Origin of the sequence: Algoriphagus zhangzhouensis (assembly GCF_900148515.1) — a bacterium.
In the GTDB taxonomy this organism is placed as follows: Bacteria; Bacteroidota; Bacteroidia; order Cytophagales; family Cyclobacteriaceae; genus Algoriphagus; species Algoriphagus zhangzhouensis.
This window is the reverse complement of the sequence record NZ_FRXN01000005.1, coordinates 297671-321978: the sequence shown is the minus strand read 5'-3', so window position 1 is coordinate 321978 and position 24308 is coordinate 297671. Positions and strand designations below refer to the sequence as shown.

General features: G+C 37.2%; 21 protein-coding genes. 7 read left to right on the top strand and 14 right to left on the bottom strand.

The genetic code is table 11. The annotated features are described in order from the left end of the window. Nucleotides 1-163: 163 nt before the first annotated feature. Nucleotides 164-1762, bottom strand: coding sequence for a tetratricopeptide repeat protein (locus BUF13_RS17530; protein WP_073573111.1), 1599 nt, complete (start codon nt 1760-1762; stop codon nt 164-166). Nucleotides 1763-2036: 274 nt separating this feature from the next. On the opposite strand from BUF13_RS17530, the gene BUF13_RS17525 reads away from it, so the two are divergent. The 3 genes from BUF13_RS17525 to BUF13_RS17515 are packed head-to-tail and all read left to right on the top strand — an operon-like array spanning nt 2037 to nt 4518. Next, nucleotides 2037-2804: an endonuclease/exonuclease/phosphatase family protein gene (locus BUF13_RS17525; RefSeq protein ID WP_073573110.1), complete on the top strand. Its 768-nt coding sequence runs from the start codon at nt 2037-2039 to the stop codon at nt 2802-2804. Between the two features lie 22 nt (nt 2805-2826). Continuing rightward, the gene (locus BUF13_RS17520) at nt 2827-3630 is read left to right on the top strand and encodes an endonuclease/exonuclease/phosphatase family protein (RefSeq protein WP_073573109.1); all 804 of its coding nucleotides are present in this window, start codon (nt 2827-2829) and stop codon (nt 3628-3630) included. A 12-nt stretch (nt 3631-3642) separates the two neighbouring features. Then, on the top strand, nt 3643-4518 hold the full coding sequence (locus tag BUF13_RS17515) for a DUF6528 family protein (RefSeq protein WP_073573108.1): 876 nt from the start codon (nt 3643-3645) through the stop codon (nt 4516-4518). A 69-nt stretch (nt 4519-4587) separates the two neighbouring features. Here BUF13_RS17515 and BUF13_RS17510 read toward each other — a convergent pair whose 3' ends face one another. From BUF13_RS17510 to BUF13_RS17485, 6 genes are all read right to left on the bottom strand, one after another. Continuing rightward, nucleotides 4588-5214, bottom strand: a complete 627-nt coding sequence (locus BUF13_RS17510; protein ID WP_073573107.1) for a hypothetical protein — start codon at nt 5212-5214, stop codon at nt 4588-4590. Between the two features lie 6 nt (nt 5215-5220). Beyond that, the gene (locus BUF13_RS17505) at nt 5221-7929 is read right to left on the bottom strand and encodes a hypothetical protein (protein WP_073573106.1); all 2709 of its coding nucleotides are present in this window, start codon (nt 7927-7929) and stop codon (nt 5221-5223) included. 11 nt (nt 7930-7940) lie between these two features. Continuing rightward, the gene (locus BUF13_RS17500) at nt 7941-9677 is read right to left on the bottom strand and encodes a hypothetical protein (RefSeq protein WP_073573105.1); all 1737 of its coding nucleotides are present in this window, start codon (nt 9675-9677) and stop codon (nt 7941-7943) included. A gap of 395 nt (nt 9678-10072) precedes the next feature. Beyond that, nucleotides 10073-11098, bottom strand: coding sequence for an SAM-dependent methyltransferase (locus tag BUF13_RS17495; RefSeq protein WP_073573104.1), 1026 nt, complete (start codon nt 11096-11098; stop codon nt 10073-10075). A 124-nt stretch (nt 11099-11222) separates the two neighbouring features. Then, the gene (locus BUF13_RS17490) at nt 11223-12101 is read right to left on the bottom strand and encodes a pirin family protein (RefSeq protein ID WP_073573103.1); all 879 of its coding nucleotides are present in this window, start codon (nt 12099-12101) and stop codon (nt 11223-11225) included. 76 nt (nt 12102-12177) lie between these two features. Next, nucleotides 12178-12765 carry a Crp/Fnr family transcriptional regulator gene (locus BUF13_RS17485; protein WP_073573173.1) on the bottom strand — a complete coding sequence of 196 codons (588 nt, stop codon included), beginning with the start codon at nt 12763-12765 and terminating at the stop codon, nt 12178-12180. 152 nt (nt 12766-12917) lie between these two features. Between BUF13_RS17485 and BUF13_RS17480 the strand changes: the two genes are divergently transcribed. The 3 genes from BUF13_RS17480 (at nt 12918) to BUF13_RS17470 (ending at nt 15361) form a co-directional block, all read left to right on the top strand. After that, entirely contained in the window at nt 12918-13499 is a 582-nt protein-coding gene (locus BUF13_RS17480) for a Crp/Fnr family transcriptional regulator (RefSeq protein WP_073573102.1), read from the top strand. 159 nt (nt 13500-13658) lie between these two features. Continuing rightward, entirely contained in the window at nt 13659-14483 is an 825-nt protein-coding gene (gene ygiD, locus BUF13_RS17475) for a 4,5-DOPA-extradiol-dioxygenase (RefSeq protein WP_073573101.1), read from the top strand. Nucleotides 14484-14515: 32 nt separating this feature from the next. Continuing rightward, nucleotides 14516-15361 carry an SDR family oxidoreductase gene (locus BUF13_RS17470; protein ID WP_073573100.1) on the top strand — a complete coding sequence of 282 codons (846 nt, stop codon included), beginning with the start codon at nt 14516-14518 and terminating at the stop codon, nt 15359-15361. Nucleotides 15362-15405: 44 nt separating this feature from the next. On the opposite strand, the gene BUF13_RS17465 is transcribed toward BUF13_RS17470, so the two are convergent. The 4 genes from BUF13_RS17465 to BUF13_RS20685 all read right to left on the bottom strand — a co-directional run bounded on the left by BUF13_RS17465 (nt 15406) and on the right by BUF13_RS20685 (nt 18473). Further along, complete coding sequence (locus BUF13_RS17465; protein ID WP_134204544.1) at nt 15406-16431, bottom strand: hypothetical protein; 1026 nt, start codon at nt 16429-16431, stop codon at nt 15406-15408. A gap of 118 nt (nt 16432-16549) precedes the next feature. Then, complete coding sequence (locus BUF13_RS17460; protein ID WP_134204542.1) at nt 16550-17758, bottom strand: DUF3472 domain-containing protein; 1209 nt, start codon at nt 17756-17758, stop codon at nt 16550-16552. 92 nt (nt 17759-17850) lie between these two features. Continuing rightward, nucleotides 17851-18102 carry a hypothetical protein gene (locus BUF13_RS17455; protein ID WP_073573097.1) on the bottom strand — a complete coding sequence of 84 codons (252 nt, stop codon included), beginning with the start codon at nt 18100-18102 and terminating at the stop codon, nt 17851-17853. Nucleotides 18103-18278: 176 nt separating this feature from the next. Beyond that, entirely contained in the window at nt 18279-18473 is a 195-nt protein-coding gene (locus tag BUF13_RS20685) for a hypothetical protein (RefSeq protein ID WP_166669843.1), read from the bottom strand. A 10-nt stretch (nt 18474-18483) separates the two neighbouring features. Here BUF13_RS20685 and BUF13_RS17450 point away from each other — a divergent pair, with 10 nt between their 5' ends. Continuing rightward, a complete protein-coding gene (locus tag BUF13_RS17450) occupies nt 18484-22683 on the top strand; it encodes a PAS domain S-box protein (RefSeq protein WP_243839761.1) in 4200 nt (1399 codons plus the stop codon). A 7-nt stretch (nt 22684-22690) separates the two neighbouring features. Here the strand turns inward: BUF13_RS17450 and BUF13_RS17445 are convergent, their stop codons facing one another. Genes BUF13_RS17445 through BUF13_RS17435 form a run of 3 tightly spaced genes read right to left on the bottom strand, consistent with a single transcriptional unit; the run spans nt 22691 to nt 24143 of the window. After that, nucleotides 22691-23398, bottom strand: coding sequence for a LytR/AlgR family response regulator transcription factor (locus tag BUF13_RS17445; RefSeq protein WP_073573095.1), 708 nt, complete (start codon nt 23396-23398; stop codon nt 22691-22693). 2 nt (nt 23399-23400) lie between these two features. Beyond that, a complete protein-coding gene (locus BUF13_RS17440; protein ID WP_083586508.1) occupies nt 23401-23709 on the bottom strand; it encodes a hypothetical protein in 309 nt (102 codons plus the stop codon). Between the two features lie 29 nt (nt 23710-23738). After that, nucleotides 23739-24143 (bottom strand): hypothetical protein, encoded by a 405-nt coding sequence (locus BUF13_RS17435; RefSeq protein WP_073573093.1) that lies wholly within the window; start codon nt 24141-24143, stop codon nt 23739-23741. Nucleotides 24144-24308 lie beyond the last annotated feature (165 nt).

Here is a 24308-nt window from a genome sequence, read left to right as displayed (position 1 = left end):
TTAGGGAGGAGGGCTAGCTCAGACTAGGAACAAGCGTTATCAATTAGGCAACAAGGTAAAAATCAAGCGTTAACAAAACGAAAACAAAAAATCAAATACAGATCACAAACATCTGACTTAAAACAACTTACACAAAGTTAAAATGGAGTTAACAAATTGTGAATCATATACAGAGTATGTAATTCTGAAGACTTTCTCCTTTCTGAAGTCCCAATTTCTTTCTGAGTCTGTAACGTGAAATCCGAAGGCTTTCTAGCGAAATCCCCAAGGTCGCTGAGATCTCTTTAGAACTTAAATTCATCCGGATCAAACTGGCCAATTTCATTTCTGCCGGGGAAAGGTCTATTCCGCTTTTGGAAATAGATCTAAAAAAATCCTGATGAACCTTTTCAAAGCTGCTTTTGAAATCTTCCCAATCGGTATCCTGTGAAAAATTATAATCAATCTGCTTGATCAGGTGTCGGATTCTTTTCTTTTGATCTTTGACATCTACATCCAAGGCCTTCTTCAGTTTTTGTCGGATTTCTTCCAACATCTGATTCTTTTCAAGAAGGTGGACTGTTTGAGCTGTCAAGGCTTTGGATTGAGACTCCACTTCTAAGGACATCCGAGCTTCCAACAAATTGATGTTTTCTTTTTCAGTTGCGATCAGACGTTCCTTGATCTGCAATGTTTTTGCCTGCTGGTCAACCAATGCCTTGCCAGTTCGGATTTTGAGTTTTTGTCTGTTAAATATCAACAAAGCGATTCCCACGATCAGCAAGAGTAGAAAGACCAGCAAGGTTCTAAATTGGGATTGAAAAGTGGCTTCTTTCTCCAATTGCTGGATTTGAGCATTTTTAATTCGGAGATCATATTGAGCTTCCTGAATAGAAATCTGTTTTGCCGTTTCCTCTGTAAAAATCTCCTCATCCAACTTTCGGACTTTATCCAAAATCAAATAGGCTTCATTGAAATCTCCTCGCAAAGCATAAGTTTTTGATAAATCAACTAGAGCACTTTTTTGCTGTGAAAGGCTACCCAGTTCAAGACTTTGATCCAAGGCCTTTTGGCTCAGTCTAAATCCTTCCTCCAAATCCCCCGTCTTCCTAGCGATATCTCCAAGATTATTATAGTTGCCAGGCAAATGGATTTTATCATTCAAATCAAGATTAATTTGAAGTGCTTTTGAAAAATAGAATTTGGAGGAATCGTACATCTCCAAATCCTCATATATACTTCCCAGATTTTCAAAAATGAATGCTTCCAAACGATCACCTGGAAATCCTTTCAATTCTCTCAATGCGGAAAATTGGCTTTGAATTGCTTCAGGGTAATCACCATGCTTTTCATACATCGTCCCAATGAAGCCCATGGTTTGAGCAAACCCTTTCTGGTCTTTGTTGGCTTCATATATACTTAAAGCTTTTTGATGTCTCTCAAGGGATTCATCGGGGCCTTTCACCCGATAGTAAAGTTCTCCCAAAAAATTATGATTGATCGCTAAGCATTTGCCGCAATCAGTTTGGGAAAGGTATTCCTCGGCTTCATAAAGTGTAAGGGTAGCTTCTTGATACAGCCCAAAGTCAAAAAGCAATTTCCCTCTCAAAGATTGGATCTGCCCGAGTTCAAGCTGGTTTAGATCAGTGGACTTTTCAAGAAGTAAAGTAAGTTCTTGATAGGTATTTAATGGATCCTGAAGTGCTTGACTCTCATATTTTGACCATTGAAAAGCCGATTCATCAAGATTCAGGAAGCTTAGAAACAAGAGTAAAATTGCCATACCAAGCAAGTACAGTAATTCATGTAAACTGACTGTTACTTGAATTTTGTGTTATTATGGTATTTGATCTTAAGAGTCACCATTGACTTTTAAAATCAGATTATCACTTTTAAACATAAAGATTAATTAAAAATATCTTAACTATTGATTTTCAATTATCTATAGTAAAAAACATGAAGAACCGCTTGAATAAACATCTCCTCACAGCAAATACTTTTAAGCCTAATATTGATAAATTAGAACTTGCTATAATTTATTTTTAAACTAGAACTTTATGAAACGAATCGTCCCCATCTTTTTCTACATCTTCCTTGCTTCCATTCTTTCCTTACAAGCTCAAACCCTCAAAGTGATGAGTTATAATATCCATCACGGCGCCACAAAGGAAGAGAAGTTAACCATTCGGGAAATGGGAGATTTCATATTGAAAAGTCAAGCAGACTTAGTTGGATTGCAAGAAGTAGATAGTGTTTGCAACCGGTCTGGGAAGCAAAATCAGATAAAAATTTTGGCACAGATCACAAAAATGAATCCGCAATTTGCTCGTCACTTTGCCTACGATGGAGGAGCTTATGGATTGGGAATTCTTTCTAAATACCCTATGGAAGATGTAAAAAACGAGCGAATTTTAAGCATTCGATCTAATGGAGACACCAGTACTTTGGCTTTCCTTTCTGCAAAAATCCAATTGGGTAACGAAAAGACTGTAAGGTTTGCCACAGCACATTTGGCTTTGGATCATGCTACAAGGATGACTCAAATCTCCCAGATTTTAGAATATTTAGAAGGAGAATTCCCTGTCATTTTAACAGGAGATTTCAACACATTGCCAGATAGTCCTGAAATTGAATTACTCAACAAACGCTTCCAACTTACCCAAGAAGAAGATGATCTGACATTCCCAGAAAAAGACCCAACCAAAAAGATCGATTACATTCTGGTGGACAAGGAACTTTCTCAAAAAACCTTTAAAAAGAAGGTGTTCATTGGCAATTTCCTTTCAGACCATTTACCCATTCAATCCGAAATCATCATTCATTAACCCCCAATTAGTACTCTAATCAATGAACCTTTTCTCTTCAATTTATCTCCCACTATTTATCAGTGTAGGACTTTCTTTTTGCCAAAATGCTCCTTTACCAGAAAAAGTTGACCAATTAACCGTCCTTTCATACAATATCCATCATTCCAACCCACCGAGCATTCCCGACTCAATTGACTTGAAAGCGATAGCAAAAGTGATCATCGAAAGTGAGGCTGAAATTGTGGGACTACAAGAAGTAGACGTTTTCACAAAGCGTTCGGGCTCGTCCGTTCATATGGCCAAGGAATTAGCTGAATTGGCTGGTTTTGACTACTACTATTTTTCTAAAGGAATTGATTTTCAAGGTGGAGAATATGGAACTGCCATCATTTCTAAATATCCAATGAGTCTTACGGAGACCATTCCGCTTCCAGGCAAAGAAGGAACAGAGCCAAGAACCCTTTCATTGGCTACTATCGATTTAGGAAAAGGGAAATCCCTTCTTTTCGCAAACACACACATGGATTTTAGCTCTGACTCTCTTGCATTGGTTCAGGCAAAAGCTATAACAGAAACTTTAAAAAGCAGCGAGCTTCCCTTGATTTTGATGGGTGATATGAATTCCACTCCTGAGAGCCCAGCAATTCAGCTTTTTGAAACTTATCTTGCCCAAAGCTGCCCTGACTTCTGCCCTCCTACTATCCCGGTCATCAATCCCAAAAAGACGATAGATTTTATCCTTTATTCAGAAGGAAAAGGATTGAATGTGGTTTCCCATGAAGTAATTTCTGAAACCTACGCTTCCGATCACCTACCTGTTAAGGCTGTTTTTGAAATCGAATAAATCTACTCATTCATGAAAACACGTTTTGCATTTCTGATTTTTGTTTTGAACCTAATGAGCTTTGGAAGTTTAAAAGCTCAAAAATCCCAATTTCTGGTTTGCGGAGACACCAAATTGCTATTAGTAGATTACCAAAAATCAACTGAAGAAAAAGCTTCTATCATCTGGGAATGGGATGCCAGTCAGGCAGCTGATTTATCAGAAGAACAGAAAAGAAGATTTCGAACATTGGATGATTGCAAAGCAGTCAATAATGGGAAACAGATTCTCGTTTCTTCCTCCTCTAGCGCGATAGCTCTTTTGGATAGCAAAACTAGAAAAGTTGAATTTGTGGCGAATGTGCCAAATGCTCATTCCATTGAACTCCTTCCCCACAATCGAATAATAGCTGCAGCTTCAACTAACGATAAGGGAAATAAAATCATGGTTTTTGATTTGGACAATCCAGACCAGGTATTGTTCGAAGACAGTCTCTATTCCGCCCATGGAGTAGTTTGGGTAAAGGAACAAAAGCTATTGTATGCTTTGGGATATGATGTTTTGAGAGCCTATTCTTTCCCGAATCCCAATGAACTGAAACTGGAGAAAACTTGGAAAATCCCCGGTGAAGGAGGGCACGATTTATTTCTTTCAAATGACAGAAAAAAATTCTTTATGACAGAACATCATGGTGCTTGGACCTTTAATTTAAAGTCAGGAGAATTCAAAAAAATCAAAGATTTCCCTCAAGCTGAAAATATCAAAAGTGTCGGAGATAATGGTTCTGGGCAGTTCATCTACACAGTTCCGGAGGAAAGTTGGTGGACTTTTCATGTTAGTTTTCATCAACCTGAGAAAAAGATACCATTCCCAGATATGAAGGTCTACAAAGCCCGATGGTATAAATAAAAGAAACAGCCTTTGACCAGAAATCAAAGGCTGTTTGATTATGATAGACCTTAATTAATTACTATAACATTAAGTAAGACTAATTGTTTGGTTGTCTCCTGATGATATTTCTTTTGTCTCGGTAGAATCTCCACTTGCAAGTTCGATAATCTGACCAGCCAGAGAGCTAATCAAACCGCCGGCTCTTACCAAAATGACTATGGCATAATAGGGGCTTTTATTGATCGGGGGCACTCCCAAACCTGCGGGCAGGTAATAAATCACTTTTCCGATATAATTCATGGTAACCTCTTTTCTATAGACCATAAAGGGTATAATTAGAACTCCAACGAAGCTATAAAGGAATGGCATCACGTATTTTATCCCAAATTCCACCCCTTTGATCAATTTTGTTTTCCCGAAACCCAATAAACCAAAGAGTACTAATAATGCACCTACATGGAGTAAGATAAGCGGAACCAAAAGCCACTTAATAATCGGGGGAATATCGACGTATTTATGATAAAGCATCCCCATAGATCCCATCACAGATACTACTCCAGCGCCGGTCAAAATTTTCGAAGCTGTTCCTACCACACCAATATCTGTTTCGGTGGAATCAGCTATCTGCTGAATCGGAAAAAACAACACATCTAGACTTGTCAAGCCAACGCTGGCAAAGTCCATTATTTTTTGGATTTCATCTTCTACACTCATGATTGATTAGTTTAGATTTAATTGAAAAACTTTGGTTCCTGAATTGACAAAAGCATCTTTTATTTCTTTGGAAGCAAAAGGAGCTTTGCCTTCTCCGATTTTGAAAAGAATGGTGCTTGGAATCGCCACTAGTAGACACATAGCGTCCAGAAAAGTCAATGGGTCTCCCCCAGAAATCTTTTTATAAAGTGAAGATATGATTGGAATATTCCACTCCTTGTTCATACCAACCTCGGCGACTTTTATCAGCATTTCCAAGGTTTCAAGGATAATGTCAACCAAGGCTTTGAGTAAGGTCAAACCCGCTACAGCGAGCCGATCCAAGGCGAATTTTAAAAAATCCACAAAGGTCATTTTCCCATTTATGACATCTGAAAATGCACTACCAACGAGTTTCATTTGATCCAGTAGTTGAGTGCCAGTTTCTTGAAATATCGGAGTTAGCTTCTGAATAAACTGTTCGAAAACATCTGAAAATTCAGTTGGCATCTTCTGATTGACTTCACCTTCTTTTCCTTGACTGATATATTGCTTTTTGGAATCCAGCCAATTTGCTCTCGGATCAGGTTTTGACTCTTTGGGAGCTTCATTCACATTTACCTTATCGTTCAATTCATCAGGTATACCAACATTTTTGGGATCAAACTTAGCAATCTCAGCATCTAGGGTAGCGTCAATATATTTTCGAATCGCTCCTATTTCATTTCCAAGACCTTTCACAGCATTTTTTACAAAGCCTTTGTAGGCTCTTTTAGTTTCGATTATATCATCCCACTGGAAAAGGAAGGCCAAAAATTCAAATAGATCTTTGAAAAAGACTTCAATGGCATGGAACACTTTCTGAATAAATCCTCCAACTTCTCGAATGGTTTTCACGATCCAATTGAACACCTTCTCGCCGATTTTGATCACGAACTTGAAACCATCTTTCACCTTTTCCATGATGAACTCAAAGGCTTCTTTTGTTTTGGTCCAGATAGAATGCAAAAAATCACCAAGCGAATGTCCAAAATCAGAAGCTGATATTGTCAATGAACTGGCTGAAACTCCAGAAGTTGCAGCTCCACCAACTGAAAAAGAGGTAGTTTGAAAAGAAGAACTGTTATTGTTCCTGATATCTTTTGCTACACCAATCATCTTGGAAATACCCTCCTGAGCCGATTTTACAGTAGAATCGCTCACACCCTTAGGGATTAAATTTTTTCCATTCTGCTTTTTGGCACCAACAAGCCCATTTCCAGTATCAATTTTATTTTGAAGCCGGTCATACACCTTACCTGTTAGATCTATGACTTGATCATTTTGAAGGAAATCAGCACTCATAGTAATATTGGAAGCCCCAAGTTCATCGACAGGGCAGATAATGGTAAACTGCGGGATCAACCCAAGTGGAATCGCTACCTGATGGTCAGGACCTAAATGATAACTTTTGTTGTCCACATAAATAAACAGGTTGGATTCTGAACTTAAATAAACTTTCTGGCCACTAAACGATTTTAGGTTAAGACTTGTATTGAACCGAACCTGAGCTGAATATGACTCTACTTCTTTCAATTTATCCAAGTTAGACAAGGCCACTTTATTAGTATTCCATAAGGTGGTGACGCTATCCTGCCATAATCTAGTTAACTCACTTCCATACTCAGTGCTGATAGCATAGAGTTGATTTCTAACACCTTTTCCTTTGGCACAGCTAAATTGGGAAGCTCCCTCCACCATCAATAGAGGTGCTGTCCAAGATTTCCCTACTGAAAATTCCTGGGTAGTTTGGTCAAAAAAACGATTGGTTTGGTATTGAAGACCAGCATCATCCAGTACCCAAACAGACTTTTCCCCTTCAAAGAAGGCCACCCGGATTTTTTGCGAGTTTTGGTAGGTACCAGGAAGGACCACGTGAGTTCCATCCGCACTAGACCCCTCAGGGCCTTTAAACTCATTCACTTGACTTCCTACAGCATATAAAGTATCATTTCCACCATCTGACTCCATCAAGGCAAAGCCGTTGAAATTATCATCGCCTAAAAATCTGGCTTTAGTCGTATTATCCGGATATTTGGGATCGGGAAAGGATTGATAAAGCATGGTTCTTTCACTGCCTAATCCATAAAGAAAGAAGACCCCATTAGAATAGTCATAATTTCCCAATTCAAACTGAATAATTGATTTCGCATTTTCGGGAAAAGTATAGGATTTGGCTTCAAGGGTACTTAGCTCTGCTAAATAATAAAGTGCGTCTTTTCCTTTTTCAGAGGTTCCGAAAAGTACATGTTTGGTTCCTATAGAAACCTTTTCAATGATTTCTGTTCCGGTATTTGCACTGAGACTTTTCCAAGTCAAGATATCTCCGAGCTTTTCAAAATTTGTCCCAGAAATATTTAATGATTGAGAAACCCAAACCTGATTCCCTTCCACTTTAGCAATTTGAAATCTATCATTTTCTGTGTTGTATTCGAATTCGTAAGACTTGACTTCGTCTTTTGAAAGTTCAAATGGCAGCCATCCTGACTCAGTACCTTCTTGCCGAAGGATTGCATTCAATAGCCCTTTAGAATCTTGGTAAAAAATCAATGGTTGATCCTCTCCCACCATTAATGTCCTAATCTCACCTGTATTTTCTATTGTTGATTCAGGGAAATAATTATTCATTAGCTCACTATGAAAGCTAACACTGACATTATCTTCTTTAGTAACGATGTTATCTTGTAGATTTTCCATAATGTGTGATTTTATTCAGTAACAGGGGCATAAGAGATATCATAAGCGATTAAAGATTCATTCTGAACATATCGCAAATTCTTATAGGTGTAAGTTTTCCCTAGAGGAAGGATCACCTTGTTTGTTTGGTTAAGGACGTCCAAGTTTTTGAGTGCTTCTATCTTTTTGTTCTCGATTTTCACTCCATCTCGTCCCAAATCATCTGCGATTTGTTGGACTATACCATGCACTATTTCTAGTGGCCACATAAAAATCAATCTGAAAATAGTGGCTATGGTTTCCCACACATCATTTCCAAAAATTGAAGGATTATCGTCAAAAGCTATAATTGGTTCTTTAAAGTCCGGATCCAGATTAAACTTACCAGTGGCACCACTTGAGATCAAGAATGAGAGACTTCCTTCTTTTCCTTTTTTGTCCAATTCGGCATACTTATAAGTTCCCGAAGTTGAAAGATTCACTTTGTAGTCTACGAATAAAATATGGACTACAACTTTGATATGAATAGCAATGGAGTAGTCTATTTTCAACCCTCCACTGACACTTTGGATTCCTCCTCTGGTTACAGTGTAGGTAGTGTAAATATCATCCCCATTTTTCTTGCGATGATTTGTTGCAATCATCACATGCTTTCCACCTTTATCTTGAAACTTTCCTTTTTCTACCTCAATTCCATCTAAAGCTGAAAAAACGCTGACTACATAAGCATCCATAGATTGGAGATATTCATCAAAAGCGTCAAAATTCATGGCGAATACCCCGTCAGTGGTAGTTGTTGTATCTACTCCCAATTCAATGAGACTAGATGGCAAAACACCTGCATTCTGTCCAGTAGGTGGATTTTGATCATTTAGCATCATTAAAAAATTGAATGCACTAAATTTGCCAGGAGAAGGACTTGTTCCAACTTTTTTATCACTGAAAGAAGTGGAATAATCAAGTGAAGTAGGTCTAAACAAAGCTTGATCGCTTTTGACATCAGGTTGAGTCACACCATATCCTAAAATATATGGGTTATCGCTTCCTTTGATTGTCAAATTGAAGAAATTCTCAATAGCTATCTGCAAAGGCGTTGTAGCACCTTCAGGGAGCTTACTACGGCTTTGATCAAATGTCGAAATATTGGCATTTTCAAAATTCAAAAACAGGCTTTCTATTCTAAAGTCTGCTTCAGTCAGTCCAGACTCCTTGATAATAGATTCCATTTCATCATCTGCCTCCATGATCATCTGATCTTTGGTGACCTTGAGGCTCCCAATTGGAACTTTAAAAACGTAAACACAACCTGCAAGGTCATAGGGACTAACAGCCGAAGTGTCATCTGGACGGAAATACAATTTACCAGAAGCAAAGGCCAAACTGAAATATAGATTCTGAGTATCCTTACTAATTATTTCAATGGTTGGAGAATCCAATAGACTATCCCAAGCATAATCAAAGTTTAATCCTTTGGACTTTAAGGAATCTATTAATTTTCCAATTTCGGACCATTGCCCGGCATTTTTAGCCTCCGCAATCTGGTTTTGAATTGAAATCCATTCATTCAATTTTGACTTGAATTCCGGATCGCTCCCATCAATGATAACTGGCTTTTCACCTGGAGTGGGCTTCAATACATTTCCCACTAGGACTAGCCAATTGTTCTTTATAAACTTCCTTTGAAAAAGTTTATAAAACTGGAAATTGATAGTGGATTGGGAAAGCCCCAACACCATATCAAATCCACCTAAATTCTGATTTTCTGTCATGAGTTATTTTTGGTTTGTATCCCAAATACTCTTGATCAAAAACATGAAAGGCTTATCTCACAAGCTTAAATCCTAAATAATAAGTAATCAAAAATAAAAATAGACTACCTTTTCCTATAACCTGTGAAAATCAGCAACATACAAAACAAAAGAGTATTTAGAAAAATTCAGAAATGATTGATTATCACAAAATTATATCATTTTATTATCGAATAAAATACGTATTTACACGTAAATTCGAGTCAAATGATTTTATATATAAAACTTAGTTTTTTAAATAATTAAAAATGATCTTTATAGTATAAAAAACTAATAAATAAAATTCAAAAAATTTCAAATTTCTTGGAAATCGATAGAAAGCACCAACTTTATAACCCTTTGATTTACAACCAATACTACTGAGAGATCGAAATATTTAGATGGGGATTATCAGAGATTTCATAGTGAAATTCCAATGTAAAATCACTTAATCCTTTTAAATCCAAGCTTACTATTTTCGGAATAGTCAATCCACTTTCGTTTGTTTTTATCCAGTTATTTTTAAACACTTGAATTTCAGTTAAGATCACAGGTAGCACCACATCCGAGAACTTTTGACTTGAAAAATTTTTACTCACTTTCTTGAACTGACTTTCCTTATCTATTGAATATTCCTCATTTAAAAAGTCTCTTTTCGTATTATTATTAAGAGTAAAAACAGAGGATAACGACTCGTATTCAAACAATGGTGTAGAGTCGAAGCTAGATGAGGGTTGAGACTGACCAAAAGACAAAACTACTTGCTGAGGAATGAATAATATATCGTCCCCAAATTGGTGTTGAAGGTTTAAGTAAATGGGAACCTGGCACTCGGTATCCAAAGCCCGTTGCATGGTTTCGCTAATTACGATATCGATTTCAATTTCTTTCGAGAATTGGTATTTTGTAGCATCTACCTGAAGAGTATCCCGAAGATATCCTTCAAATCCGAGTTTTTTGAAAACATGAATAACATGATCAAAACTGTCAGGATTTATTTCAACAAGAGTGACTTTCACTTCTTTCTCAGAATAGCTCGCCAAAACAGGTAAAATCAAGGTCGCATAAGGCCCCGTACCTGCATAAAGAATATGGATAGGCCTCGAATCTTTTCTCTTTGAAAGTAGTTCTTCAACTGCCTCAAAAATCCCCTTTACAAACTTTTGGGTTCTTGTGATGTCATCCAAACACATCGCTGCCCAAGTTGGCCCAATGGCAACTCCAGTTTCAGTGGACAGATTTTCACGATTTCTCTCATCTTCCAAATCCAACCCCAATAAGTCATACATCAATTGTTTATACCGATCTACAGCGAATTTTAAGTTTTCATAATCTCCTTCTTTTTTTATAAAAACTTGACCTATTTCGAATAACGTATGATTGAGATCATTTTTGGATTTCATAGATGTAATTGTATTTGAAGAATTCTATTGGCTCTAATTTTATTCAGTAATATGATTTTCAAATGTTCTCGTATTTAGACAAAAAAATAGCGACTTCCCACCGAAGAAGAAAGCCGCTTTGTACTTAATCCTCTAAGTACCCAAATTTGCCTTCATTGAAGTCATTGAATGCTTCCATCAACTCCTGTCGAGTATTCATCACAAAAGGTCCATGGGCAGCAATTGGCTCATTGATAGGTTCTCCACTCAAAACCAACACTTTTGAATCCTGGCTTGCTTTTACTGAGAATTCTTCACCATCGTTTGCCATCAACACCAAGTGATCTGTTGGAGCTTTGTCGGTGCCATTCACTTCTATTTCTCCCTCGATCACCAATAAAACAGTATTGAAATTTGACGGAAAATTCAATTTCACTTCAGCTCCTTCCTTCAAATGAGCATTCCACATGTTGATTGGAGTAAAAGTTGAAGCTACTCCTTTTACACTTTCAAACTCTCCTGCTATGACTTCTATTTCACTTCCCTTTGAACCCAATTGAACTCTTGGAATTGAATCATTTTTGATAGCTTGATACTTTGGAGTGCTCATCTTATCCTTGGCTGGCAGATTTACCCACAACTGAACCATCTGGAATTCACCACCTTTTTTGCTCCATTCTTCTTCATGAAACTCCTTATGAAGTACTCCAGAAGCAGCTGTCATCCACTGAATATCTCCTTCGTCGATAATACCTCCACCACCACTACTATCATGATGCTGTACTTTCCCTTTGTAGGCAATCGTCACCGTTTCAAACCCTCTATGCGGATGTACTCCCACTCCTTTTGGTCTGGAAGAAGCAGGGAAATGGAATTTGGAATTGTAATCCAACATGATGAATGGATCCATCCGCTGCATATCCATGCGGAACCCGCTTGGAATGAAATTATGTACTCTAAACCCATCTCCAACAAAATGTGGTTGTCCTGGGCTTGCTACTAATTCTACTGATCTAGGTTTCATATTTCCTCCTTTTTATAACCTACACAAAGATGAATAGAATGAAAGAGGATCGCATTGATCTATGGTAAGATCGATTTTATGTGTGCCTTTGGGCCAATTCCTTTCGGACTCGACTTAAGCTTTCTGGAGTAATTCCCAAATAGGAAGCGATCATCCATTGTGGAACCCTCAATGGTATGTCAGGATATTTTTTGATGAATTTCAGATATCTCTCCTCCGCGGTATTACTCAAAAGCATCATGATCCTGTTCTGAAGACTTCGGATATAACTGTGAATCATCCTATGATTGAAATCTCGAAATGACGGCATTTTTTCCTCCAAAATCTTAAAAAAAGCATCATCCAAAACAGCCACTCGAGTATCCTCTAAAGCTTGAATATTAAATTGGGAGGGTTGATTAAAAAACACACTTTCGCGGTCTGTCACAAACCAACCTTCTGGTGCAAAATGAAGAATGTGCTCTTTGCCTTTTTCATCAATGGAAAATTGCCTCAGTAAGCCATCTTCCACAAAAAATATATGCTTACAATACTCTTGGCTTTTCAGCAAATACTCATCCTTTGAAACTATACGAGTATTACATTCAGTCAAAATCGTATTGATTTCTTCTTCCTTCAAATCCAGATTCGAAGTCAAATAGCTTTTTAGAGTAAAATGATTCATTCCAATGAGGCTGGTAAAACTGTATTGAATATCTTTTGATTTTTTATTTTCTGAAATCAATTTCTTAAATATCTCCTCGAATTCAAGATGGATTGCATGAACCTAAATCAAAACACACCTGTTTTACCCTACAGATTTTATAGATTTTTACTATGGATGAATCATTAGACCATAAGCTGATTTACTATATCAATAAATGGGTAAAACTGAAGCCTGAAGAAGAGAAGAAGATTCTAGCTTCATTTGAAAAGCAAGCAGTAAAAAAGAAAATCAAACTTCTCGAACCTGGCCAAATCTGTCAATACATTTATTTTATCATTCAAGGAGGAGCACGATCCTATTATCACGATGCCAAAGGTGATGAACACATTTACCAAATCCGTCTGGAAAACAATTGGATCAGTGACTTGGAAAGCTACTTTTCTCAACAACCTTCGAAATTTTATCTCGAGACTCTAGAGGAATCCATTGTGCTGAGGATTTCTCCTGAGGTATTGGAAAATCTTTATAAGGAGGTCCCCAAAATGGAACGATACTTTAGAATTCTTTTTCAAAAAGCCTATATCAATTCTTTGGCTAGACTCAACTCAACTATGTGGGAAACTGCCGAAGAACGCTACAATGAAATGATCAAGGAGAATTGTGATATTCTACAGAGAGTACCACAAACTTACATTGCATCCTATTTGGGCATCGCTCCAGAAAGCCTTAGCAGAATTCGCAAAAAGAAATAAGGTCTTTTTTTTCTTAACATAGGTTAAGGGTGCAGCTGGAATGGCAACCCTACATTTGTATCGTACTAATCAACAAATGGAAGGGGCTATTAAAATAAGATGAATAGAAAATCATTCCTCAAACATTTAGCAACCACAATACCATTAAGTATTTCAGCCATGAATCTATCTACTATCAAATCAATGTTGGGGCCTTTGGAAAACACTCCTAAAATGCCCGTTTTATTCTTAGGGCATGGAAGCCCTATGAATGCTATTGAAGAAAATGAATTTGTGAAAGGCTTTAGAAAAGTCTCTGACCAGATAGCTACTCCGAAAGCAATTTTGGTGATTTCTGCGCACTGGGAAACAAAAGGCACTCAGGTTACTGCAATGCAAAATCCTCCAACTATCCATGATTTTGGAGGCTTTCCCAAAGCTTTATATGAGGTGGAATATCCTGCTCCCGGTTCTCCAGAATTAGCAAAAGGAGTTCAGGAATTGGTTCATAGCACGGATGTTCATTTGGATGACAAATGGGGCTTGGATCATGGTGCTTGGACAGTTATTCGTCACATGTATCCAGAAGCCAACATCCCGGTAGTTCAGTTGAGTTTGGATTATTATAAAACCCCAAAGCAACACTATGAATTGGCTCAGGAGCTTTCAAAATTGAGAGAAAAAGGTATCCTCATTGTGGGAAGCGGAAATATTGTCCATAACCTCAGAATGGTTCATTGGCAAAAAATGAACGAAAACTACGGTTATGATTGGGCCATAGAAGCAAGTGAAAAGATTAAACAAAACATCCTAAGTGGAAACCACGATGAATTGATCAACTTCTCACAAATGGGAAAATCTTTCCAACTGGCTATTCCTACACCCGAGCATTACTTGCCATTGCTTTATACTTTGGCTCTTCAGGGAAAGAATGAAGAATTAGCTCTTTTCAACGACTCTTATTTAGCAGGTTCACTAACCATGACCTCTGTCAAAATCGGATAAATATTAATTTTAAACATAACCAACACACTACCATGAAAATTGGAATTACAGGAGCCACAGGTCAATTGGGATCTTTGGTCATAGAACACCTTAAATCAAAAACTGCTAGCGAAAACATAGTAGCACTAGTTAGAAATCAAGAAAAAGCAGCAGGACTTGGAGTAGAAAGCCGCTCTTTTGACTACAATGATGCTGAGACTTTGAAGCAATCTCTTTCTGGAATAGACTATTTGCTTTTAATCTCCAGTAGTGAAGTGGGCCAAAGAGCCAGACAGCACAAAAACGTTATTGAAGCTGCAAAAGAAGCTGGTGTCAAATGGATCGTTTATACGAGTTTGCTCCATGCCGACACTTCCAGTTTAAGTTTGGCTGGGGAGCACTTGGAAACCGAAGCATTATTGAAAGATGCTGGCATTCCTGTTACCATACTTAGAAATGGATGGTATACTGAAAACTATCTGGGCTCAGTGGATTCCGCTTTGAAAGCAGGGGCATTTATAGGAAGCGCAGGAGAGGGAAAAATCTCTTCTGCTGCTAGAAATGACTTTGCAGAGGCTGCAGCAGTTGTTATTTCAGATCCTAAGCACCAGGGTAAAGTCTATGAATTAGCTGGAGACGAAAGTTATACACTTTCGGATTTGGCGAAAGAAATCTCCAAGCAAGCAGGAAAAGAAATCCCTTACAACAACCTGGAAGAAGCTCAATATGCAGAAATTCTCGAATCAGTCGGTTTGCCTGCAGAATTTGCTCAAGCTATAGCTGGATGGGATGTCAGTGCAAGCAAAGGAGATCTTTTCGATAACTCGAAAACCCTTTCTGAATTGATCCAAAGACCAACTACCCCAATGAGGGAATCAGTTGCTCAAACACTTAACTAAATCAATTTATTTACAGAAAAGCACTTCTATTCGAAGTGCTTTTTTTATAGCCCTGAAGCCTGAACTAGATTTGTCCAGTCGCCTCTTAATCCTTCTAAAATCCATTCATTCCATTTCTGCTGAAGATCTTTGTTTATCCCATTGGCACATTGAGTGTCGTAGGCTTCTTGAATTTTATTCATTTCACGATAGGAATCGAAAAACACTTCATTCAATTTCGCCTGGAAATTATCAGGAGTTAAATCCATCGTGGTTAACCTCGCTTTCAGTCGATCCACAACAATCCTAACGATATCAAAATGCTTTCTTTCATGATTCAAGGCATAGTCGTCTGGCTCTTTTACCCAAGATTGATTGGGCAACATATAGACTTTAAACTCTAAGGTTTGGATGATATTCCCTTGTTGCAACACAGCATTACCTTCAATAGAAAAACTGGTGTTAATCACAGCGTTCTTCCTACTTAGAAGGTTGGGTTTAGCACTGAAATTTTCCCAATAAAGAGGGAATTCAGGGTTGTAAAAAACAGTATCCATTGATGAGGGTCGCACTGGGTCCTTCATTCTCAACTCAACAGTTTCTGCAAGTTCTCGATGCTCAAGACCATTGGTTTTGATCCATGAATCAAAAAAACTGAGACTTTCATCCATGTACTCAGTTACCAAATCTTGCAATTTATTGATCCCATTTAGAGATCGTTGGTAGGTTATCCTATTACCATATCTGATTAAATAAATGGGATCTAAATCTGTCAGGAGATAAAAACTCATCCTGATATCCATCCTGCCCTCATATAACCCTGTTTTTGAATTAAGCCTCTCCCAGACATTGAGCATATCAAGTCTCACTTGAATATCTCGTTCCACAGAATCCGGAAAGGTAATTTCACTTTGAAACCTCTTCAAAATCAAATCCGAAAGCTCCTTTTCAAAAACCACTGGAGCCTTATGAATTTTGGTATAATAAACTTCCCCAATGGACTTTTCGGATACTCCACGAACATCCACCACCTCGGTAATCCGATAATTTGTCTCGTACAATGGCTCTAAAACAGGCCGCAGGTGTAACATTGCTTGTTGAGCGATGGTCACACTAGATAAAAATAAAAAAAACAGGGTCATCCGAATCCAAATCCGCATAACCCAAAATACACTTTTTTGGAAATTTAGCTATCCTGAAAATTCTGTTTTAAGGAAGTTTAAACCAGTCAATATTTGGCGTATTCCCCAGTTCTGGTCTTATAAAAATGCTATTGATTTCCGTTGATTCGTCAAAAAAAACTCCATTCATTAAATAAAACTGATCTTCAAAACTGCCACCAGCAAAATCCTTTCTATATCCTCTTCTTGCAATATCATCCCCAGTAAATTTAGCCTCAGTTAACTCAATCCAGTTTCCTTCTTTATCTGCTGCCCATTGGTTTTTGTAAATCCCTCTTCTTGTGATATTTCCTGATTCAGGAATAAAGTTTTCCAAAAATGAATGAGGTCTTTTATACCAAGTATCAGTTTTTGGTCTTGAAAAACTTGCAATCAGTTGCCATTCACCTTTCTCAGGATCCAAGAAATAAGCGGTGTAAACAGTATTTCCTTTTCCATCTGGTTCAACTGAATTCAGAAAACTATAGGTCACGCCAGCCTTCCACGGGTATTTCAAATAAGACTGCCCACCAGACCCTTCATTTCCAAACTCCCCGGTATAGACTTGCCCCCCCTTTTTCAATAGTTTAATCTTTTCTTCTTCTGGGATTTCGTTGGGGTTATCCGTCTTGTAAGGACTCCAAACTGAAAATAAGATCCTTCTCTCTTGTTCAGAATTGACTTGAATCCCAAAATAACCTTCTCCAAAACCATTTGCCATAAAATAGGATCCTATCGGATCTTCCCCTACAGGCACTTCAATTTCATTATAAAACCATTTGAAATTTTGATCATCGGGCAAGGTATAAGTCAAGTGAACAGATGGACCTCTTCTTCCCCAGTAGAATCTGTTATTCTCATTATCTTTTACATATTCCAACTCAATAGAAGCAATAGAATGGATTTCTAAATCAGATATTTTCGCAAAATCACTTCCTTCTTTACTAATACCTTTCAACTGGAATTCATTGTACCCTTTTTTCAGAATTACATTTTCCAGATTCACCTCGGATTGTCCAGGTTCAATATCAATTTCAAAAACTCTATCAGCAACCAATTCAATTGTACTTCCTTGAGATTGAGGGATCAGCTTTAACAAAACACTCACCTGAGTTGCTTGACTGGATTTGAAATAAACACTAAACTCAGAATCTTGATTTTCCCAAGAAAGAATCCCTTCCTTAGCAATTTCCTCTTTTTCTATACCTGCAGTTTGATAGGTGTTTCCTCCCAATGGAATCTGAAAGCTTGAATCCATTAAAGCAGAACTATTATTTGTAAAATTTAAACTTTGAAACAAGAGAAATAGGGTTGAAAAAACTCGTAGAAACATATTGAATAGGGATAATTTTAGGCTACACGGGATTCGGAATACAGATCATAGGCGGCTACCAACAATTGCCTATCAGGCGAATCACCATATCGCTCATATCTATTGATATCAGATCTATTCTCGACAAAAACTGGAGAGTATTTCCCTTCAAGCTCATCCCAAATCACCAATAAATAGGCATAGGAAATTTTACTTTCTCTTCCTGTTTCCAACCAAGATTCAAATTCACTTTCTTCCAAAGATTGGGGAAAGTCGGGACTATCAAACATATGAAGGCTTTAATTTTAAGGTGTGGCAAGTTAGATAATCCTAACAACTAATCTGAAAATCCAAGACAATCCTTTTCTTAAGTTTTTAAACAAAATGGGCTATATGCTATTTAAATAGCCATAAATGGATTTCAAATTTAACGAACCTGACAGTTATATAACAAACACTTTAAGTCTTATATAATTCCTTTTTTATCTAACATTTGCCTCATATTTTGTAAAAAATTGTTCGCTTTAGTTTCTATAACTAACACCTTATTGTAAATAAGGAAATAAAATAAAATGGCATTTTCCTCATCTGACTTTCTTCCAGAAGAAAACTTTTCTTTATCTGAAATTTTAGACTCAAAATCAATTTTAGAGTTATCCAAGATTTGTCAATTGACATCGCTTCTTACTCAAACTTCTGGAGCCTATTTGGCTTTTGAAGAAGAAGAAAAATGGAAAATCTTCTCAAGTTTTGGGGTAGAGACGGAAGGAGTAGTACCAGTGACTTTTGACGAAAAAGAGTTATTGAAAATCAAAACGATACAAATCTTTACTAGGCCTATCCCTCTGTTTGAAGGTGCCAAGTTTGGCACAATAGCTATTCTCCCAATACAATTTCATTCTGAAAAGGTTTCAGGTCTATTGACTATTGTAAACAATGAAATAAAAGATTTCTCCGAAAAAGAAATACAAGGCCTAAACTTGCTAAAAGATGAGGTTGAAAGAATTATAGATTCGAGAATTCAGGAATCTCAAAAGGAAAACTTTGAAACACTTTTCAATCTTTCAAAAGATTTGGTTTGCATTGTCAATCGTCAGGGGCAATTTGAAAAAGTCAATCCCTATTTTCATTCACTTTTGAGATATAAAAAGGAAGAAGTACTAGATCAACCTTTTGCCAATTTTATTCACCCTGAGGATTTAGGGTACACTTTTGAGATTTTTCAAAAGTTATTGACAGACTCCAAAACCATCAGTTTTGATCATCGATTTTTAACCAAAGAGGGCCTCAGCAAAACGATTCAATGGACAGCCACACCTGAACCCAATACTGGTAAAATTTTCGCAATAGGCCGTGATATTTCTGAAGCTAAAGAAATAGAAAGTCAACTTGTGGAAAAAGAGGCACGATTAAAAGTCTTTTTTGAAAACTCCCAAGGGCTCATGTGCACTCATGATTTAGAAGGCAATTTTTTATCTGTGAATTTAGCAGGAGCTTCAATATTGGGATATACTGTGGAAGAAGTAATCCAATTTTCCCTTTTTGACTTGGTGCCCGAGGAAAACCACCCTGGAGTTAATAATTATTTGAAACTTATTAAATCAGAGGGAAAAGCAAATGGTCAAATGGCTATTCGCCATAAAAACGGGTCGATAAGAACATGGATTTTCAACAATGTCATGTATTATCCCGAAAATGGAGAAACTGAATATATTATTGGAAATGCTATTGACATTTCTAACAGGGCTGTTTTAGAAAAAGATTTAAAAGAGACTAAAATCCTTCTTGAGGAAACAGGTCAAGTAGCTCGGGTAGGTGGTTGGACTTTGGATCTAATTCACCAAAAGCTTTCCTGGACACCTGTAACCAAACTAATCCATGAAGTCCCTGATGACTTTGTTCCTGACCTCGAATCTGGCATTAATTTTTACAAAGCAGGGGAAAGCAGAGAGAAAATCACAAAAGCTGTAGATGAAGCCATCAATGAAGGAAAACCTTGGAGTTTGGAACTTCAAATCATTACTGCAAAAGGAAAAACCCTTTGGGTAAGAGCCATTGGAAAGCCAATCATGGAAGCTGGGAAATGCATCAGAGTCGTTGGGACATTTCAGGACATTGATGAAACAAAAAAGGCTGAATTAGAGGCTGCTTCAGCAAAAAAGCTTTTGGATGACGTTTTTAGTGCCTCTTCAGAAGTTAGTGTAATTGCGACGGATTTGACCGGTGTAATCACAGTCTTCAACAGAGGGGCAGAAAAAATGCTTGGCTACCATGCTGAAGAAATGATCGGAAAACAAACTCCTGAAATAATTCACTTGAAACAGGAAGTTATTGCTCATTCAAAAGTGGTCTCAGACGAGTTCGAGAAACCCGTAGAAGGATTTCAAACTTTTGTAGCAAGGGCTGAGAGAGATGGGTCAGAGCAACGGGACTGGACCTATATTAGAAAAGATGGTAAAAAACGCCTAGTTTCTTTGGTAGTAACTCCAATCAAAGACACCGAAAATATCAGCATTGGCTATTTAGGTATAGCCATAGACATCACTGATAAAGTGGAGACTGAGATCGAACTCACTAATGAAAAAAGCAGACTTTCGGCCTTCGTCAAGCATACTCCAGCTGCTGTAGCAATGCTCGATAAAGACCTTAAATATATTGCCGTTAGCAATAGATGGCTCGAAGAATTTCAACCAAAAAATCAAAATGTAATTGGAAAATATCATTTTGATCTTTTCGCAGAAGTAATAGACGATGAAATCAAAGAGTTGTTTTTCAGTGTACTTAGGGGAAATGTTGAAAGTAAGCAAGAGGACATTTTTAAACTTCCCGGTTCTGATGAAGATGTTTATGTAAGCTGGGAAATGCGACCATGGTTTATGCACGATGGCAAAATAGGAGGCATGATGCTATATACCCAAAATATCACGGGTATGGTCAAACGTCGAGAGGAACTGAAAAATGCCAAATTAGTAGCTGAAGAAGCAAGCAGAGCTAAATCTGAATTTTTGGCAAATATGAGCCATGAAATCAGAACACCTTTGAATGGGGTAATTGGTTTCACAGATCTTGTCCTCAAAACAAAGCTAAATGAAACACAGCTTCAATACCTGACCATTGTCAACCAATCTGCAAATGCACTTTTAAGTATCATCAACGACATTCTAGATTTCTCTAAAATCGAAGCTGGTAAGCTTGAGTTGGACATAGACAAAAGTGATCTATTTGAAATGGCATCGCAGGCTACAGATATTATCACATACCAGATTCAAAACAAGGGACTTGAAATGCTACTCAATGTTGATCCGAGCCTCCCTCGTTTTATCCATGCAGATTCTGTAAGACTTAAGCAGGTATTGGTCAACCTTTTAGGGAATGCTTCCAAGTTTACCGAGGAAGGAGAGATTGAACTAAAAATTGAAAATCTAAATGAGGTGGAAGGTAAAAACCTTCTTCGATTCTCCGTGAGAGATACTGGAATCGGAATCAGTTTAGAAAAGCAAGAAAAAATCTTCGAAGCTTTCTCCCAAGAAGACAGCTCAACTACCAAAAAGTATGGAGGAACCGGACTTGGTCTGACCATTTCAAACAAACTCTTAGGTTTGATGGGAAGTAAACTCCAATTAATCTCCTCCCCGGGAAAAGGAAGTACATTCTATTTCGATGTAGTTCTGGAAACCGAAGTAGGCGATCCGATTGAATGGTCTGGAATGGAAGAAATCAAAGAGGTTTTGGTGGTAGACGACAATGACAATAATCGACTCATTGTCAACCAGATGCTTTTACTGAAAAACATTAAAACAACCGAGGCTAAAAATGGATTTGAAGCGTTGCAGATTCTTTCCAAAGGGAAGCAATTCGATGTGATTTTGATGGATTACCACATGCCATTTATGGATGGGATAGAAACCATCAAAAAGATAAGGGAAAGCTTCAATGATCATTTGGAGGACATGCCTATTCTTTTGCTTCACAGCTCATCGGATGATCAAAGAATCATTCAGGCCTGCAAAGATTTGAATATTAAGTTCCGAATGATCAAACCGTTGAAACTTCAGGAATTCTACCATGTGCTTTCCCATCTCAAGGAAGAAGTAGAAGATAATCAAATAGAAGTTGAGGCAATTCCTTTTCAAGACAAATCCCTCAAAGTATTAATTGCGGAAGACAATCCTGTCAACATGTTATTGGCTGAAACGATTTTCCGAAAAATTGCCCCTAACATCACTCTGATAAAAGCCATGAATGGAAAAGAGGCTTTGGAACGATGTGAAGAAACAATACCTGATTTAATTTTCATGGATATTCAGATGCCAGAAATGAATGGTTATGTAGCAACAGAAAAAATCAGATCCCTCTCAAATGGTCAGAATGTTCCAATTATAGCATTGACTGCAGGTAATGTCAAAGGCGAAAAAGAAAAGTGCCTGGCCGTGGGGATGAATGATTTTGTAGTCAAACCTATCGTAGAGGACATGCTTCGAGAAGTACTTGAAAAATGGGCGACTTTTAATGCAGACTCCAATTCAGATACCACTGCCCTAAAAGAAACCGATCATTATGACCCGGAAGTACTTAAGCTATATACTGACTACAATTCTGAAGTCTGGGAAGGAATTATTGAAATTGTTAAATCTGAATTAAGTCGATCAAAGCTAAGCCTTAGGAAAGAAATCGAGGCTAAAAATCTTCCAGGCATTAAGGAGGCTGGCCATAAACTATATGGTACCGCTGTAAGTTCTGGGATGAATCAATTAGCCAAAATGTCAGAGGAATTTGAACTTACAAAAGAGATTAATCAGGAATCTTTAATAAAACAATTAGAAAAAATAGAAAAAGAAATAGAACTAATATTAGAGTTACTTAAAAAGTAAATACCAACTAAAATAAGTTTATTCTTCTCATTAAATCAGCCTTCTTATACCGACTAATTGGGATGACAGTTTTATCTATCAAAACCGTATTATCTTGAATATCAATAATTTTACTCAAATTAATAATATAAGACCGGTGTACCTGAAAAAAGCTATCCGAAGGCAGTTTATCTAGAACATTTGATAAAGTGGTATGCACCAAGTATTCTCCTTTCTCTAATAAGATCTGAACATAGTCACCTTGAGCTTTAAAAAAGTAAACTTGCTTTAAATCTAATTTGATCAGTTTTTTATCAATATTGATATAAAACTGATCTGATTCTTGTGGCTTATTCTCTTTAGTTTTTACAGTCACCCTTTCGATCAACATATTTGAAGCTTTTTGAACAGACTTCACAAACCTCTCAGGATCAATAGGTTTACTTAAGAAATCAATAATACTATCATATTCAAATGCATGAATAGCCTGCCCTTTATCCGAAGAGGTAATTATTACTAAAGGAGGGTTCTTCAAAGTTTGAATAAAATCAAAGCCATTAAAACCAGGCATATGTATATCTAGAAAAATCAAATCAACTTCAGAACTATTTAAAAACCTAAAGGCCTCAATTGCACTTGCAAAACTTCCTTTCAAACTCAACTCTGGTTGTTTATTACATAAAAAAGTTAATATCTCTCTCGATACGCTTTCATCATCTAAGATGATACAGTTCATAATTATATAGAGTATTTTGGCAGGAAGTTAAGAATTTTAGTAACCACTTCATTAAAATATGGATGGTATTTTAAATTCCCTTCCCTCAAATACTTTTCATGCTTCTCCACTTTTTTATAGGATTCTTCTAATTGAAAAAAAGCGATCTTTTGGATAATACGATGGACAATTTCTGAAGCCCAAAAATAATTACCTCCAGCAATAGCATGTTTATATAGCGTATACTCTTCTGGGAGTTCTGCTAAGATTATTTTCACAATCTTTTTCTTAAACTCCTCATTTCCACCGGATAATTCATCTAAATAAGTCATAGAGGGTTCCATAATAGTCTTGGATGCATTTAGAGTAGATAGATTGGGTAACAGTCTCCTCCCCTTTTAGGGATAGACAAGGAAGTTTTAACAGGGTCAACATCCAAAACCATTTCTTTCCCCCTCCTAGTATCTCCAATCCCCATTTTTACCAAAAAGGTAAAAATCCAATGTTTGGGATCTTTGATATGACTTACATAAACTGACAGGTGATTCATGGGTTTTTCTTTAACCAAAACAGAAATAAAATCCTTAAATCTGGTTTTAAGGTCCAGAGGACTTCCAACTATGACAGGTAAAGATCCATCCAACTCGTAGGACAAGTTGTTTTGTCCCCCAATCTCTCCAAAAACTGATGTGATCAGATCATAGCTATCCAAGATTTGCTCTTGGTAGCTGAGCGGGAAGAATTGGTTTTCCACTTGATCTGACATTTACATTATTTGAATTAACATGGGGGACAAAAGGGCAATCAAACAACTTTTACTCTTACATGATTTCTCATGCTCCTTATCCACCAATAGGTTTAACAGGTATTCGATTAATCTTTGACCATCGATTAATCAAATGATCTGAACAAATGTAATTCTGATGAAAGA

Bases quoted from the DNA above. Each gene is read 5' to 3' on its own strand.
- BUF13_RS17530 (WP_073573111.1), bottom strand. From the start codon at position 1,762: ATGGCAATTTTACTCTTGTTTCTAAGCTTCCTGAATCTTGATGAATCG.
- BUF13_RS17525 (WP_073573110.1), top strand. From the start codon at position 2,037: ATGAAACGAATCGTCCCCATCTTTTTCTACATCTTCCTTGCTTCCATT.
- BUF13_RS17520 (WP_073573109.1), top strand. From the start codon at position 2,827: ATGAACCTTTTCTCTTCAATTTATCTCCCACTATTTATCAGTGTAGGA.
- BUF13_RS17515 (WP_073573108.1), top strand. From the start codon at position 3,643: ATGAAAACACGTTTTGCATTTCTGATTTTTGTTTTGAACCTAATGAGC.
- BUF13_RS17510 (WP_073573107.1), bottom strand. From the start codon at position 5,214: ATGAGTGTAGAAGATGAAATCCAAAAAATAATGGACTTTGCCAGCGTT.
- BUF13_RS17505 (WP_073573106.1), bottom strand. From the start codon at position 7,929: ATGGAAAATCTACAAGATAACATCGTTACTAAAGAAGATAATGTCAGT.
- BUF13_RS17500 (WP_073573105.1), bottom strand. From the start codon at position 9,677: ATGACAGAAAATCAGAATTTAGGTGGATTTGATATGGTGTTGGGGCTT.
- BUF13_RS17495 (WP_073573104.1), bottom strand. From the start codon at position 11,098: ATGAAATCCAAAAATGATCTCAATCATACGTTATTCGAAATAGGTCAA.
- BUF13_RS17490 (WP_073573103.1), bottom strand. From the start codon at position 12,101: ATGAAACCTAGATCAGTAGAATTAGTAGCAAGCCCAGGACAACCACAT.
- BUF13_RS17485 (WP_073573173.1), bottom strand. From the start codon at position 12,765: ATGAATCATTTTACTCTAAAAAGCTATTTGACTTCGAATCTGGATTTG.
- BUF13_RS17480 (WP_073573102.1), top strand. From the start codon at position 12,918: ATGGATGAATCATTAGACCATAAGCTGATTTACTATATCAATAAATGG.
- ygiD (WP_073573101.1), top strand. From the start codon at position 13,659: ATGAATCTATCTACTATCAAATCAATGTTGGGGCCTTTGGAAAACACT.
- BUF13_RS17470 (WP_073573100.1), top strand. From the start codon at position 14,516: ATGAAAATTGGAATTACAGGAGCCACAGGTCAATTGGGATCTTTGGTC.
- BUF13_RS17465 (WP_134204544.1), bottom strand. From the start codon at position 16,431: ATGTTACACCTGCGGCCTGTTTTAGAGCCATTGTACGAGACAAATTAT.
- BUF13_RS17460 (WP_134204542.1), bottom strand. From the start codon at position 17,758: ATGGATTCAAGCTTTCAGATTCCATTGGGAGGAAACACCTATCAAACT.
- BUF13_RS17455 (WP_073573097.1), bottom strand. From the start codon at position 18,102: ATGTTTGATAGTCCCGACTTTCCCCAATCTTTGGAAGAAAGTGAATTT.
- BUF13_RS17445 (WP_073573095.1), bottom strand. From the start codon at position 23,398: ATGAACTGTATCATCTTAGATGATGAAAGCGTATCGAGAGAGATATTA.
- BUF13_RS17440 (WP_083586508.1), bottom strand. From the start codon at position 23,709: ATGACTTATTTAGATGAATTATCCGGTGGAAATGAGGAGTTTAAGAAA.
- BUF13_RS17435 (WP_073573093.1), bottom strand. From the start codon at position 24,143: ATGTCAGATCAAGTGGAAAACCAATTCTTCCCGCTCAGCTACCAAGAG.